This is a genomic window from Xanthobacter versatilis (assembly GCF_043193975.1).
Classification (GTDB): Bacteria; Pseudomonadota; Alphaproteobacteria; order Rhizobiales; family Xanthobacteraceae; genus Xanthobacter; species Xanthobacter autotrophicus_E.
The window spans coordinates 351,078-365,252 of sequence record NZ_JBAFVB010000001.1; the positions used below are offsets into that span (position 1 = coordinate 351,078).

At 65.4% G+C, this 14,175-nt stretch carries 11 protein-coding genes; 6 read left to right on the forward strand and 5 right to left on the reverse strand.

What is annotated here, in order from left to right:
• Positions 1-67 precede the first annotated feature (67 nt).
• On the reverse strand, positions 68-1,987 hold the full coding sequence (gene dnaG / locus V5F66_RS01480) for a DNA primase (protein ID WP_394006453.1): 1,920 nt from the start codon (positions 1,985-1,987) through the stop codon (positions 68-70).
• Between the two features lie 152 nt (positions 1,988-2,139).
• Positions 2,140-3,183, reverse strand: a complete 1,044-nt coding sequence (locus tag V5F66_RS01485) for an acyltransferase family protein (protein ID WP_394093058.1) — start codon at positions 3,181-3,183, stop codon at positions 2,140-2,142.
• Positions 3,184-3,701: 518 nt separating this feature from the next.
• Here V5F66_RS01485 and V5F66_RS01490 point away from each other — a divergent pair.
• Entirely contained in the window at positions 3,702-5,117 is a 1,416-nt protein-coding gene (locus tag V5F66_RS01490) for an alanine/glycine:cation symporter family protein (protein WP_012113261.1), read from the forward strand.
• A gap of 65 nt (positions 5,118-5,182) precedes the next feature.
• Here V5F66_RS01490 and V5F66_RS01495 read toward each other — a convergent pair whose 3' ends face one another.
• Positions 5,183-5,644 (reverse strand): GatB/YqeY domain-containing protein, encoded by a 462-nt coding sequence (locus tag V5F66_RS01495; protein ID WP_012113262.1) that lies wholly within the window; start codon positions 5,642-5,644, stop codon positions 5,183-5,185.
• 228 nt (positions 5,645-5,872) lie between these two features.
• Here V5F66_RS01495 and carA point away from each other — a divergent pair, with 228 nt between their 5' ends.
• On the forward strand, positions 5,873-7,108 hold the full coding sequence (gene carA / locus V5F66_RS01500) for a glutamine-hydrolyzing carbamoyl-phosphate synthase small subunit (RefSeq protein WP_012113263.1): 1,236 nt from the start codon (positions 5,873-5,875) through the stop codon (positions 7,106-7,108).
• A gap of 68 nt (positions 7,109-7,176) precedes the next feature.
• Here the strand turns inward: carA and V5F66_RS01505 are convergent, their stop codons facing one another.
• On the reverse strand, positions 7,177-7,866 hold the full coding sequence (locus V5F66_RS01505) for a GntR family transcriptional regulator (protein WP_012113264.1): 690 nt from the start codon (positions 7,864-7,866) through the stop codon (positions 7,177-7,179).
• Positions 7,867-8,265: 399 nt separating this feature from the next.
• On the opposite strand from V5F66_RS01505, the gene V5F66_RS01510 reads away from it, so the two are divergent.
• The 4 genes from V5F66_RS01510 (at position 8,266) to oxlT (V5F66_RS01525) (ending at position 13,656) form a co-directional block, all read left to right on the forward strand.
• Positions 8,266-8,733, forward strand: a complete 468-nt coding sequence (locus V5F66_RS01510) for a CBS domain-containing protein (protein WP_012113265.1) — start codon at positions 8,266-8,268, stop codon at positions 8,731-8,733.
• A 273-nt stretch (positions 8,734-9,006) separates the two neighbouring features.
• Positions 9,007-10,236, forward strand: coding sequence for a formyl-CoA transferase (gene frc / locus V5F66_RS01515; RefSeq protein ID WP_012113266.1), 1,230 nt, complete (start codon positions 9,007-9,009; stop codon positions 10,234-10,236).
• Between the two features lie 106 nt (positions 10,237-10,342).
• The gene (oxlT, locus tag V5F66_RS01520; RefSeq protein WP_012113267.1) at positions 10,343-11,638 is read left to right on the forward strand and encodes an oxalate/formate MFS antiporter; all 1,296 of its coding nucleotides are present in this window, start codon (positions 10,343-10,345) and stop codon (positions 11,636-11,638) included.
• A 707-nt stretch (positions 11,639-12,345) separates the two neighbouring features.
• Complete coding sequence (gene oxlT / locus V5F66_RS01525; protein WP_394006458.1) at positions 12,346-13,656, forward strand: oxalate/formate MFS antiporter; 1,311 nt, start codon at positions 12,346-12,348, stop codon at positions 13,654-13,656.
• 165 nt (positions 13,657-13,821) lie between these two features.
• Here the strand turns inward: oxlT (V5F66_RS01525) and V5F66_RS01530 are convergent, their stop codons facing one another.
• On the reverse strand, positions 13,822-14,043 hold the full coding sequence (locus V5F66_RS01530) for a hypothetical protein (RefSeq protein WP_394000716.1): 222 nt from the start codon (positions 14,041-14,043) through the stop codon (positions 13,822-13,824).
• Positions 14,044-14,175: the final 132 nt, after the last annotated feature.

Here is a 14,175-nt window from a genome sequence, read left to right on the forward strand (position 1 = left end):
GAAGAGTGCCGTAACCCGCCTTGAACCACCTTTATTCCCGGAATCCGGTTCCTGGAACATGGGCAGTTCAAAGAGAGCGCACCGCACTCCGGCCTGATGACGCACCAAAGCCTTCCACCAGTGCTTCGGTTCCATCCAGCGCCGAAAGGCGCTCGCGGACGTCCCGAAGCCAGGCAAAATTGGCTTCACTGGGATCTTCTCCCAGACTGCGCTCGGCCTCCTTCAACTCTCTAGATAGCGCGTGGGCCTTGCGATGCAAGGCCGTCCGCTGATGCCACCAGAGCCGGACATCATTCTGCGCGGTATCTGGATATGCCGGCCAGTCGTGCCGGGGATTGGCGAGTGCCTTCACCCGGCGGGTGAGGGCGTCGATATCTGCACGCCCCAGGCGCTCGGTGAGGGCGTCGGTGTCGGCGCCTTCAAGATGGGCTTCGATCAGGATGCGGCGCAGACGATCCGCCTCCGGGTTGGCCAGCGGTAGGCTTGCCACGTCTTCGTCGGCCTCGTCCAGCAGGAAAGTGTGGTTGATGAGGCAGAACAGCAGCAGGGCCTCGTTGCGGGGCAGGGCCGCCATGGGCCCGCGCACCAGCGCGCTGCGGGCGATCTCGGTGCCGCGCGGCACCAGGGGCGGGGGCAAAGGCGTTCCGCGGCGACCGCCGGACGGCTGCCAGCCGTCCTTCCAGCCCTCCCGACGGGCACGGGCTGGGGCGCGGTCCTGCGGGGAAACCAGGGCGTTGAAGCGGCCGAGCAATTCTTGGCGGTAGTGCTTGCGCACCGTCTCGTCGGCGATGGCGGACACCACCTCGCCGAGGCGGGCTTCGAGGCCGGCGCGGCGTTCCGGCGTGTCGAGGGTGGCGGCTTCGCTCTCGCGCGCCCACAGTTCCGCCACCAGCGGCCGCGCCTGGGCCAGCACGGCTTCCATGGCATCGCGGCCGGAGCGGCGGATGAGGTCGTCGGGGTCCTGCCCCTCCGGCAGGGTGGCGAAGGCGAGGCTGCGGCCGGCCTTCAGGTGCGGCAGGGCGAGATCGATGGCGCGATGGGCGGCGCGGCGGCCGGCCTTGTCGCCGTCGAACAGCAGCAGCGGCTCTTCCGACATGCGCCAGAGCAGTTGCAATTGCTCCTCGGTCAGTGCCGTGCCCAGCGGGGCCACGGTGGCGCCGAAGCCGGCCTCGGCCATGGCGATCACGTCCACATAGCCTTCCACCGCGATCACCCGCGCCCCCGACTGGGCGGCGGTGCGGGCGGCGGCGCCGTTATAAAGCAGCGATCCCTTGTGAAAGAGCACCGTCTCCGGGGAGTTGAGGTATTTGGCCGGAACATCCTTCTCCAGCGCCCGGCCGCCGAAGCCGACGATGCGGCCCTTCAGGTCGGTGATGGGAAACATCACCCGGTCGCGGAAGCGGTCGTAGGGCACGGGAATGTCGTCGCCGGCAATCAGCAGGCCCGCTTCGACCATGTCCTCCACCGGCACGCCGGCCTTGCCCAGCGCCTCCTTCAGGCGGAAGCGCTCGCCGGCGGCATAGCCGAGACCGAATCGCTTCTGGGTGGCAGCGCCCAGTTCCCGATCAGCCAGGTAACCGCGGGCCTTGGCGCCGAGGCGCGATTGCAGCGTCTCCTCGAAATGCCGGGCGGCAAGGGACATGACCTCGAACAGGGTGTGGCGGCGGCGCTCCTTGGCGGCGGCTTCGGGGGTCTCCTGCGGCAGGGGCAGGCCGGCCATTGCGGCAAGCCGCTCCACCGCCTCGCCGAAGGGCACGCCCTCGGTCTCCATCAGGAAGTCGAACACGTCGCCGTGCTTGCCGGAGGAGAAGCAGTGGTAGAAGCCCTTCTGATCATTGACGAAGAAGGACGGCGTCTTCTCCGCGTTGAAAGGCGAGAGGCCAGCGAACTCACGCCCCTGCTTCTTCAGCTTGACGCGCCGGCCCACCACCTCCGACACCGGAAGACGGGCACGGATCTCGTCGAGGAAGGCGGGCGGAAAGCGCATATGGCTTGGTCTGTGCCTGGTCTGTTGGGGCGTCGGCGCGGTGTCGCGGCGCCAGCGCCTGTGGCCGCCGAGGCCGCATGAGAGGCACGGCGGACGAGACCCGCAACAGTGAGAGGCAGGACCTTTCTTGTAAAGTGCCGCTTGTCGGCGAATCAGGATGCGGTGGCAATCTTGGGTTGCGATCGGCCGACCCATGGCGCCTCGAACAGCCAGGGCGCGATGCGCGACAGCACCAATCCCCCGAACAGCGACAGGGGCAGCGCGACGGCGAACACGAGATAGGGCGTGATCGGCCGACTCGCCAGGCCCAGAATCGCGAACCCGTTGATGAGGTAGACGATCAGGATCTTGTGCAGGAGGTAGATGTAGAGGGTGCGTCGGCCGATGAAGCCGAGGCCGGCGGCGATGGTCGTGCCCTCTACCGCCTGGCAGAACTGGCAGACGGTGAAGATGCCGAGTGCGCTGGCCATCAGCGTGAGCGGCGAGAGGTAGTCGATATCGTAGTAAATCAGCGTGCCGCTGAGGGCGAGGAAGGCGGCCAGCGTGACCGGCCACAGCCGCCGGTAGGCATGGGAATAGGTGTTCACCGCGGTGAACGCATAGGTGCCAAGAATGAAGAACAGCGGCAGGCGAGCCATGCGCGTTGCAAAGGTAATGGGCTCCCACTCACCATCGGCGACGCTGATTGCGTAAGCGAGCAGCAGCAGGCCAATCACCAGCGGTTTCGGAAACAGGCGCGCCACCTTGGCCACGGCGAAGAGCAGGGCCAGTGCGAAAATGAACCAGAGGTATTCCAGCGGTGAGACAAAATTTATGAGGTAGTCTGAAATGTGTAGTGGCGTTCCATTCCTGAACTCGCGCACGCATACGACGGCTATGAAGAAAATCGTCATCCATACGACGTAGATATAATAATAATTCAGGCATCTGTTCTTGAGAAGATTTGCCCAACTTCCGGTGATGGCCTTGGCCGCGAAGAAGCCGGCTGCAAAGAAGAACAGCGGCATGCGCACGAAAATCAGGAGATTGTTGACGAAAAGCTCGGTTCCCGCCGTGTGCCAAAGCACCACCAGGCAGATGCTGATGCCTTTGGCGCTGTCCACCCAATCCGCCCGGATCTTCGGACGGTCGATGCTGCGGGAGGGGCTGCCCGGCTCCGCTTTTACGTCTTGCCGATTGGTCGGTCCGGAATTCATCGGGCGCTGGCCGCGTGGAGGTCGCGCGCACCGCCGGTCGCGATTGGAAGGCGCCCCGCAGCACGATCGCACCCCTGGCCGGTGACGAGCGGACCTTGGGAGGCGAGGAACTTGGACCGGCTTGCAACGCGGTAACCCCAGGTACCCATCATGCCGCCCCCCTCAACCCACCATCTGCACACAACCACCGACTAACCTAACGGTACCTCCAATTGCGGCGCAGCGAAAGATGCTGCAATGCAACTTTGAGGCTGCAATTTCCGAAATTACGAACGTCGCAGCTCGGACCTGCCTCCATGTAGGTGTTGAAGGTTTCGTTATTATAATACCGTCCATCCTAAAAATGGGGTTTGGGCGCGCCTCGGGGGACGTTGATCGGACGCCCGCTGTCCTCGTTATCCACAGCACGTCGCGGCATGGCGGAACGGTACTTTTGGGTGCGGATGCGTGTGGACCCTGTGGCACGCCGTCGCTAGCCTGAGCGCTGCACGTGGTCGTTGCACGGGGGCTGGGGCGCAATGGATGCACTGATCGACGTCCTGAACACAATTTTCTGGGGCTATGTCCTCATCTACGGCCTGCTGGCGGTGGGCGTGTATTTCACCTTCCGCCTGCGCCTTATCCAGATCCTGCATTTTCCGGAGATGTTGCGCTCCGTGCTGCGGGCGGATGCCACCGACAAGTCCGGTATCACGCCGTTTCAGGCCCTGTGCACCTCGCTTGCCTCGCGCGTGGGCACGGGCAACATCGCCGGCGTCGCCGTGGCGCTCACCCTCGGCGGGCCGGGCGCCATTTTCTGGATGTGGGTGGTGGCCGCCCTCGGCATGGCGACCGCCTTCGCCGAAAGCACGCTGGCCCAGCTCTACAAGGTGAAGGACGATGAGGGCCGCTATCGCGGCGGGCCGGCCTTCTATATCGCGCGCGGCCTCAAGGCGCCGTGGGCCGGCGGGGTGTTCTCGGTCTGCCTCATCCTGTCCTTTGGGCTGGTCTTCAACGCCGTGCAGGCCAATTCCATCGCCGATGCCATGCACGGCGCCTTTGAAATCCCCAAGCTCTGGACCGGGCTGGCCGTCGCCGCGCTCTCGGGAATCATCATCTTCGGCGGCATCGCCGCCATCGCGCGCACCGCAGAGCTGGTGGTGCCGTTCATGGCGCTCGCCTATGTGGCCCTCGCGCTCTATGCGCTCGTGACCCATCTCGGCGCGGTGCCGGCCATGCTCGGCCATATCGTCGGCAGCGCCTTTGGCCTTGAGCCGGCGGCAGGCGGCGTCTCGGGGGCGGTGGCCGCGGCCATGCTCAACGGGGTGAAGCGCGGCCTGTTCTCCAACGAGGCCGGCATGGGCAGCGCGCCCAATATCGCCGCCGTGGCGACGCCCGATCCGCATCACCCCGTGAGCCAGGGCTTCGTGCAGTCCCTGGGGGTGTTCATCGATACGATCGTGATCTGCACCGCCACCGCGCTGCTGATCCTGCTGTCGGGCGTGGAGCTGGGGTCGGCCACCGGAACGCAGCTCACCCAGGCGGCGCTGGAAGCCCATGTGGGTTGGCTCGGGCGCTATTTCGTGGCCATCGCCATCTTCTTCTTCGCCTTCACCTCCATCATCGGCAACTACTCCTATGCGGAGAATGCACTGGTGTTCCTCGGCCACGGTCATGTGTCCGGGGTGGTGCTCCTGCGCATCGGCGTGCTCGCCATGGTGGTGTGGGGCGCGGTGCAGAGCGTCGCCACCGTGTTCAATGCGGCCGACGCCTCCATGGGGCTCATGGCCTCCATCAATCTGGTGGCCATCGTGCTGCTGTCGGGCACGGTGGTGCGGCTGGCGCAGGATTATCTCGTCAAGCGCAAGGCCGGTGTGGAGCCGGTCTTCATCGCCACCGACATGCCGGACCTGCCGCCGGGCGTGGACGGGGAAATCTGGAAGCGCCGGGGCTGACCTGGCGCTGCCTTCCGGGAACAGAAGGCGGAAGCCGGCGGGCCTGACCCGCCGGCAAAACTGGCTCAGGCCGCGGCGGTGAGGGCTTCCTTCACCCAGCCGGAGGCCTTGCCGAAGTCGATGGCGCCGGCGTGGCGCTCCTTCAGGACCGCCATGGTGCGGCCCATGTCCTTGATGCCCTTGGCCTCGATCTCGGCGATCACAGCGGCGATTGCGGCGCGGGTGTCGGTTTCCGAGAGCTGCTGCGGCAGGAAGGCCTGGATATAGGTGATTTCCTCGCGCTCCTGCTCGGCGAGCTCGGGGCGGGCGTTCTCCTCATAGATCCTGGCGCTTTCCTCGCGCTGCTTGACCATCTTGGCCAGCAGGGCGCGCAGTTCGTCGTCGGTGAGGGGATCCTTGCCCTGGCCGCGCTGCTCGATGTCGCGGTCCTTCAGCGCCGCGTTGATGAGCCGGAGGGTGCCGGTGCGGCGCTTGTCCTGGGCCTTCAGCGACTCTTTCAGGGCCGTGTTGATGTCGTCACGAAGCACGGAACGTCGTCCTTAGATTGAAATGAAGGAAGGGATCAGCGGACGGGCTGGCATGGCGGCTGGAGCAAAGGGGCCGGGGCTGGCTGGCCGCAAGCTTCCGGCTCCATCCGGAACGCCAGCTTGCGGAGGCACTTTCCACTCCGGTCCCTCGACCGTCCGGCGCCGCGCCGCACAAATTCGGTGCGGAACGCTGGAAACGCGACGCGCGACGCTCTATCTAGGCGATCCATGACCAACGAACAAGACCACGCCCCGACCGCTCCGGCCGAAGGCCGGGATGTGCGCCCCTCCGCCGAAGGCTGGAGCGAGCCCAAGCCCACCGCCGTTCTTGTCCTCGCGGACGGCACCGTCCTCGAAGGCTTTGGCATCGGCGCCGAAGCCCGCCTCGCCGGCGAGGTGTGCTTCAACACCGCTATCACCGGCTATGAGGAGATCCTGACCGATCCCTCCTACGCCGGCCAGATCATCACCTTCACGTTCCCGCACATCGGCAACGTGGGGACCAACGAGGAAGACATCGAGACGGTGTCCATGGCCGCCGCCTCGGGCGTCCGCGGCGTGGTGCTGCGCACCGCCGTCACCGAGCCGTCCAACTATCGCGCCACCCGCCACCTGAATGAATGGCTGAAGGCGCGCGGCATCCCCGGCATCACCGGCATCGACACCCGCGCCCTCACCGCCCTCATCCGAGAGGCGGGCATGCCCAACGCGGTCATCGCCCATTCCGCCGACGGCGTCTTCGACATCGAGGCGCTGAAGGCCGAGGCGCGGGCCTGGCCCGGCCTCGTCGGCATGGACCTCGTGCCCGGCGTCACCTCGGCCCAGCGTTTCGGATGGGACGAGACCACCTGGGAATGGGAAAAGGGCTACGGGCACCAGGACGCGCCGCGTCACCACGTGGTGGCGGTGGACTATGGCGTGAAGCGCAACATCCTGCGCCTGCTCGCCCGCGCCGGCTGCAAGGTGACGGTGGTTCCGGCCACCACCTCGGCCGACGACATCCTGGCCCTGAAGCCGGACGGCGTGTTCCTCTCCAACGGCCCGGGCGATCCGGCGGCGACGGGGGAATATGCGGTGCCGGTGATCCGCCGGATCATCGAGACCGGGGTGCCCACCTTCGGCATCTGCCTCGGCCACCAGATGATCGGCCTCGCGGTGGGTGGCCGTACGGTGAAGATGCACCAGGGCCACCACGGCGCGAACCATCCGGTTAAGGACCTCACCACCGGCAAGGTGGAGATCACCTCCATGAACCACGGCTTCGCGGTGGATCGCGAGACCCTGCCCAAGAATGCGGTGGAGACCCATGTCTCCCTGTTCGACGGCTCGAATGCTGGCATCGCGCTGGCGGACCGGCCGGTGTTCTCGGTGCAGTACCACCCCGAGGCGAGCCCCGGCCCGCAGGACAGCCACTATCTGTTCGACCGCTTCATCGAGATGATCGGCAAGCACAAGGCGGCCTGAGAGCCTCTGAGACAAGAAAAAGGCCGGCGCATGCGCCGGCCTTTTTTGTTGCGCGCGTCGCCGGGCGCTCAGTCCAGGAAATTACCGTGCTCTGCCACGTGGCGGGCAAGGCCCATGGTGTGCTCGCGCACCAGGCGCTCGGCGAGATCCGGGTCGCGCTTCTCGATGGCTTCCACGATCTTGGTGTGGTCCACGATGGAGCGCTGGGCGCGGTGGTCCTGGCCGATGGTGACCTTGCGCACCCCGCGCATGTGCGGAAACAGGTTTTCCGTGGTCTCGGCAATGAGCTGGCATCCGGACATGCGGATGATGAGCTTGTGGAAGGCGAGGTTCGCCTCGGAATATTCCGAGACGTAGTCCTCCGGATCGCGGTTGGCGAAGGCGCGCACATTCTCGCGCAGCAGGCGGATCTCCGCCTCGGTCGCCCGCTCGCAGGCAAGGCGCGCGGCCATGCTCTCCAGCGCCGCCCAGACGGTGATCATCTCGATCACCTCCTGCTTGGTCTTGCGGACCACGAAGATGCCGCGGCGTGGCACGGATCGCACGAAGCCTTCCTGCTCCAGCAGGGTCATGGCCTCGCGAATGGGTGTGCGCGAGACGCCGAGTCGTTCCGAGAGCTGGCGTTCCTCGAGGCGGATCTCCTCGGGGTGGCTGTAGATGTCCATCTCCATGATGGCCGCCTTCAGCGCCTTGTACGCCTTCATCCGGAAGCTCGATTCGGTCTCGATCGGCTTCACGTTGATATCCTGGTACGTCATCGCACCCTTTCGCCCCTGGCTGATCAGGTTCGCCGGATCGGCGCCGCGTGATTCCCGCCTTTGCCTACCATATACATCATATCTAATGGCAGCATGATTGCAGGTGGTAAGCAATGCCGCACCTGCTGCCCAGTTGCATTGCGCTGCAGCAAAGATATGGCGCGGTTCATGCCGCGGTGCGCGTTGACAGAATGTATTTTGAATACCAGCATCTCTCCCAGAAGACGGGGCGGCCTATTTGGCCCAAGCCCCGCCCATGACGGCGAACACAGGGCCGGGTCCGATCAGGTCAAATCGATCTGATTGGGGAATCCGGTTTTGAACGTAGGTCGGGATGCGCGCTGCGAACCGCTTGCACGACAAGCCTCCAGCCCATGCCCGAGCCAGGGGAGAACGCCAATGATGACCGTGGACGACATGCTGCGGGCCAAGCGCGATACCCGCATCATTACCCTGCGCATGCATGAAACCGTGGCCGACGCCGTATTGGTGATGAAGCGGGAGAACATCTCCTCCGTCATCGTCAAGGACGTGTGCCGCACCGAAGGCAACACCGTGGTCGGTGTCTTTTCCGAGCGCGATGTCACCCGTGCCGTGCTGGAGCATGGCGCCAACACGCCCAAGATGGTTCTCGCCAGCCTGCTCAAGCGGGAGGTGATCAGCTGCAGCCTCGCCGACAGCATCGAGACCGTGCTGCGGCTGATGGTGGAGCACCAGGTGCGCCACCTTCCCGTGATCGAGAACCACAGTCTTGTCGGGGTCATCAGCGCCACCGATCTCATGCGCCACTACCTCAAGGAAGAGGAAGCGGCCCTCCGCGAGCCGGTCACCGCGGGCATGGAAGCGGGTCTCGCCGCCCTTAGGTGAGGTCCTCACGCAAAGTGATTGCGGGGACCGAATGACGGTGCTACATTTTGTATCTGGCATACGTAATTCAGTACACATGAGTACCGCGGACGATGCCCTCAGGGTCCAGTCCCTGCCGGCAGGGGCTGGCGAACCCAAGCAAGACACACAAGCCGGCCTCTGGCCGGCGAACCAGCGAGTGGCGACCCGGCGAAGCCGGTGACCCAGCGAACGGCAAGCCGGCGCAGACCGGCGGCTCCGCAAATCAGGGCAGGGAAATCCGGGAGTGGAGGCATGGGCAAGGCGCTCGAAGGCGTGCGCGTCCTGGACATGACGCACGTGCAGTCCGGCCCCTCCGCGACGCAACTTCTTGCGTGGCTGGGGGCGGAGGTCATCAAGGTCGAGATGCCGCGGCGCGGGGATATCACCCGGACGCAGCTGCGCGACAAGTCCAATGTGGACAGCCTTTACTTCACGATGCTGAACGCCAACAAGCAGAGCGTCACCATCAACATCAAGACGCCGCAGGGCCAGGAAGCCATGGGGCGCCTGATCGACGCCTGCGACGTGCTGGTCGAGAATTTCGGCCCCGGCGTGCTGGACCGCCAGGGCTTCGGTTACGAGGCCGTCCGCGCCCGCAACCCGCGCCTCATCTATGCCTCCATCCGCGGCTTCGCGGAGGGCGCCGGCGTGGACGCCAAGGCTTATGAGACCATCGCCCAGGCCATGGGCGGCGCCATGAGCACCACCGGCTGGCGGTCGGGCCCGCCCACCGCCTCCAGCGCTCAGATCGGCGACACCGGCACCGGCATCCATTGCGTCACCGGCATCCTCGCGGCGCTTTACCAGCGCACCGTCACCGGCGAGGGTCAGAAGGTGGACGTGGCCATGCAGGACTGCGTGGTGAACCTTCTTCGGGTGAAGCTGCGCGACCAGCAGCGCCTCGAAGCCGGGCCGCTCACCGAATATCCCGGCGCCCCGGAAGGGGACTGCGTGCCGCGGGCCGGCAATTGCTCGGGCGGCGGCCAGCCCGGCGCGGCCCTGCGCTGCGCGCCGGGGGGCGAGAACGATTACTGCTACGTCATCATCCAGCCCCAGGGCTGGGCGCCGCTGATGCGGCTGGTGGGCCGCAAGGACCTCATCGACGATCCCAAGTTCGCCTCCCACGAGGCCCGGGCGCAGCGGCTGGAGCAGTGCTTCGAAATCATCGAGCGCTGGACCGCCAAGCGCACCAAGTTCGAGGTCATGGCGCAGCTCAAGGCCATCGACGTTCCCTGCGGCCCGGTGCTGTCCACCAAGGACATCCTGGAGGACCGCGCGCTCTATGACCGGGGCTTCCTGGTGGAGGTGCCGCATCCCGAGCGTGGCACCTACGTCACCGTGGGATCCCCCATCCATTTGTCCGCAAGCCATGTTCCCGTCGAGCGCGCGCCGCTCCTCGGCGAGCATACGGACGAGGTGCTGGCCACCCTTGGCTACACCCATGAAGAGATCGCCGGCATGCGTGCCGCCGGTGCAGTCTGACGGGAGAAAAACGCCCGTTTGAACATCCGCTGCTCCATGAGGGACAAAAAGAGGGTGGAGCGGTTAACAACATCAAAAAATATAAAAGTCTCAAGGGGTAGGAAAAATGGTTGAAGCAGCAGTAAAGGCGCCTGCGACCAATCGCTGGCTGCAACTTGTCGCCGGTATCGTCTGTATGGTCGCCGCGGCGAACATCCAGTATTCCTGGACGTTGTTTGTCCCGGAAATCGTCTCCACGCACGGCTGGACGCGTGCCTCCGTGCAGGTCGCCTTCACCGTCTTCGTCGTGGTGCAGACCTGGCTGACGCCCATCGAGGGCTATTTCATCGACAAGTACGGCCCGCGGGTCATGGTCATGGTGGGCGGCCTGTTCACCGGCCTGTCCTGGGTGCTGAATTCCTATGCCGGCTCGCTCACCGCGCTCTATGTGGCGGCGGCTGTCGGCGGCATCGGCGTCGGCTGCGTCTACGCCACCTGCGTGAACGCCGCGCTGAAGTGGTTCCCGGATCGCCGCGGCCTGGCCGTGGGCCTCACCGCGGCGGGCTACGGCTCGGGCACGGTTCTGACCATCCTGCCCATCGCCGCCATGATCAAGACCAGCGGCTATCAGGACACTTTCTTCACCTTTGGCCTGATCCAGGGCGCGGTGATCCTGCTCGCGGCCGGCTTCCTGCGGGCGCCGTCCAAGACCGAGGTGATCTATTCCTCCACCGTGGCCCAGAGCCGGCGCGACTATACGCTCGGCGAGGCGCTCCGGACCCCGGTGTTCTGGATCATGCTCACCCTGTTCGTTCTAACCGTGTCCGGCGGCCTCATGGCCGTGGCGCAGCTGGGCGTGATCGCCGAAGACCTCGGCGTGAAGCACATCAACGTCGACCTCTACTTCTTCGCCATGGCGGCGCTGCCCTTCGCCCTGATGCTGGACCGCATCCTGAACGGCTTCTCCCGCCCCTTCTTCGGCTGGATCTCCGACCATATCGGCCGTGAGAAGACCATGTTCTTCGCCTTCGCCATGGAAGGCCTCGGCATCGTCGCGCTGGGCACGTTCGGCCACAATCCGTGGGCGTTCATCATCCTGTCCGGCGTGGTCTTCCTGGCCTGGGGCGAAGTCTACTCCCTGTTCTCGGCGACTGCCGCGGATACCTTCGGTTCCAAGCACATCGGCAAGATCTATGGCATGCTCTACACGGCCAAGGGCTTTGCCGCCCTGTTGGTGCCGCTCGCCAACATCCTGATGGAGGCGACGGGTACCTGGACCACCGTGCTCTACACGGTGGCGGCCATGGACCTGACCGCGGCCTTCGGAGCGCTCTTTGTCCTGCGGCCCATGCTGGCGCGCCACCACCGGCAGAATGCAGAGGCGGCCGCTGCTGCGACCGCAGCCCGCGAAGCAACGGCCTGACCCTTCGGATCCGACCGGGTCGGCGCCGCCGGCCCGGTCGGTCCTCCAGGTCCAAGTTTCAGAAGGTACGAGACATTTTCCGGTCATCCTGCGGTGCAGGGCGATCGGGCCTTATTCGGAAGCCCAAAGGCAAGGGCGCGAGAACGATCGAGGTCCGCATTGGGGCCAGATCGGCGTGCCCCCGGGCTTCGCCTCTCCAGCGCCATGCGCCGGGTGGGGCGACCGACCCCGTCCCTCCGCCGTCCTAGTGGCGGCCCCTCAAGCCCCGGCCTTGTGCCGGGGCTTTTTTCGTCCGTGCGCCCCCGATCCGCACCACCGGGGCGGTCATGGGCTCGCGCATGTTTTCGGCTCGCGCATGTCTTCGAATGCATTCGCGGGGTGGGTTGCCAATCGGTCGCAATTGTGTCGATGTAGAAACTGGCGTTACATGCATCTCTATTCAGAGAGCGCAATCAAGACTCAAGAAAACGCTGCAAGCCTTTGCTCGATTGCGCCGCGCTCGCCCGGCATTTGGCTTTGTGATAACCCCTGAAAACAACGGCATGTATCAGTTACATAGCCGTTAAACGCATTATGTATACCGTATTTTTGATACAGCTTCCTCCTCGGTACGCGAGCGGGCTCGGTCAAGAAGGCCCGCATCAAGAATGGTGACCGTCACGGGCCGTTCATCGCTTTCGATGATCCCCAGTGAGAAAGGGAAGGAAATGTCGCAGAATCTTTCGACGCCCGTGCGCGGGCCGTTGGGCGGACGATGGATGCAGCTCGCCATTGGCGTGGTCTGCATGTCCATGATCGCCAACCTCCAGTACGGCTGGACGCTGTTCGTCGAACCGATGAACGAGAAGCACCAGTGGGGCCGCGCCGCCATCCAGGTGGCCTTTACCATCTTCGTCGTGTTCGAGACGTGGCTGGTCCCGGTGGAAGGCTGGTTCGTGGACAAGTTCGGACCGCGCCCGGTGGTGTTTATCGGCGGCATCCTGTGCGCCCTGTCCTGGGGCCTCAACTCGGTCGCATCCAGCCTCACCATGCTGTACATTTCGGCGGCTCTCGGCGGCGCCGGCGCCGGCGCGGTCTACGGTACGGCCGTGGGTGCGGCGCTGAAGTGGTTCCCCGATCGCCGCGGCCTTGCCGCCGGCATCACCGCCGCCGGCTTCGGCGCCGGATCGGCCCTGACCATCGTGCCCATCGCGGCCATGATCAAGTCGCAGGGCTACGAGCACACCTTCCTGTTCTTCGGCCTGATCCAGGGCGCCGTGGTGCTGCTGGCATCGCTGTTCCTCATGAGCCCGAAGCCTGGCCAGGTGCCGGTCGTCGCCGCCACCTCCACCACCCAGAGCCGTCGCAGCTATGGTCCGGGGGAGATGCTGAAGGCCCCGGTGTTCTGGGTCATGTACCTGATGTTCGTGCTGGTTGCGGCGGGCGGCTTGATGGCCACGGCCCAGCTCGGCTCCATCGCGAAGGACTTCAAGATCGCCGACGTGCCGGTGTCGATCCTCGGCCTCACCCTGCCTGCGCTGACCTTCGCCCTGTCCATCGACCGGGTGCTCAACGGCGTCACCCGCCCGTTCTTCGGCTGGGTGTCGGACAATATCGGGCGCGAGAACACCATGTTCATCGCCTTCTCGCTGGAAGCGGTGGGCGTGCTGGCTCTGGCCCATTTCGGTGCCGACCCGATCGCCTTCGTGATCCTGACCGGCCTCGTCTTCTTCGCCTGGGGTGAGATCTACTCGCTGTTCCCGGCGACCTGCGGCGACACGTTCGGCTCGCGCTTTGCCACCACCAACGCCGGCCTGCTCTACACCGCGAAGGGCACCGCCTCGCTCGTGGTGCCGCTGGCTTCGGTCGCGGTTGCCAAGCTTGGCAACTGGGACCTGGTGTTTATGCTGACGGCGGGCGTCAATGCCTTGGCCGCGCTCATGGCGCTCTTCGTCCTCAAGCCGCTGCGCGCCCGCTTCGTGCTGGGAGCGGCGGCGAAGGAGGAAGTGGAGGTTCCCAGCGCCAAGGTCGTCAGCTGAAGTTTGGCCGACGGACGGGGGTGGGAAAACCCGGCCCCGACCTCGGACTTCACCTTGGCCCACCTACCCCGGGCCTACCTTGAGGGAGCGGCTTGCCGCTCCCTTCTTTCTATCCGCAGCGGCCTCCCGATCCCGAAGGTCGCGGCTACGCCCTGCGGCCTTCTCTCAGTTGTGGCGGGGCGCGACGGCCACTTCCACCGCACCGTTGGCGGCGGTGCGCACGGAAGCGAAACGGGGCTCGGACGGCTGCAGCAGAACGTCTTCCACCGGAATGCCCATGCCGCCGGCAACCGACATGTAAGGCTTCTGCGCGCTCAGGCCGGTCACCGCCAGCGAGAGCACAATGCCGAAAAGGCCGAAGGCCGTCAGTTCAAGCGCGTTCATCATCTTCTCTCCGGGCACCTCAAGTGCCACCCCGAATGAGCCCTCACGTGCGATGCACCACCGGGATCGACCTCTTCATAGCGCAGGCCGAGATCAATGTGGTATACATAATACGCAGAGGGACCCCCGCATTGC

Bases quoted from the DNA above. Each gene is read 5' to 3' on its own strand.
- V5F66_RS01490 (WP_012113261.1), top strand. From the start codon at position 3,702: ATGGATGCACTGATCGACGTCCTGAACACAATTTTCTGGGGCTATGTC.
- V5F66_RS01505 (WP_012113264.1), bottom strand. From the start codon at position 7,866: ATGACGTACCAGGATATCAACGTGAAGCCGATCGAGACCGAATCGAGC.
- V5F66_RS01510 (WP_012113265.1), top strand. From the start codon at position 8,266: ATGATGACCGTGGACGACATGCTGCGGGCCAAGCGCGATACCCGCATC.
- frc (WP_012113266.1), top strand. From the start codon at position 9,007: ATGGGCAAGGCGCTCGAAGGCGTGCGCGTCCTGGACATGACGCACGTG.
- oxlT (WP_012113267.1), top strand. From the start codon at position 10,343: ATGGTTGAAGCAGCAGTAAAGGCGCCTGCGACCAATCGCTGGCTGCAA.
- dnaG (WP_394006453.1), bottom strand. From the start codon at position 1,987: ATGCGCTTTCCGCCCGCCTTCCTCGACGAGATCCGTGCCCGTCTTCCG.
- carA (WP_012113263.1), top strand. From the start codon at position 5,873: ATGACCAACGAACAAGACCACGCCCCGACCGCTCCGGCCGAAGGCCGG.
- V5F66_RS01485 (WP_394093058.1), bottom strand. From the start codon at position 3,183: ATGAATTCCGGACCGACCAATCGGCAAGACGTAAAAGCGGAGCCGGGC.
- V5F66_RS01530 (WP_394000716.1), bottom strand. From the start codon at position 14,043: ATGATGAACGCGCTTGAACTGACGGCCTTCGGCCTTTTCGGCATTGTG.
- oxlT (WP_394006458.1), top strand. From the start codon at position 12,346: ATGTCGCAGAATCTTTCGACGCCCGTGCGCGGGCCGTTGGGCGGACGA.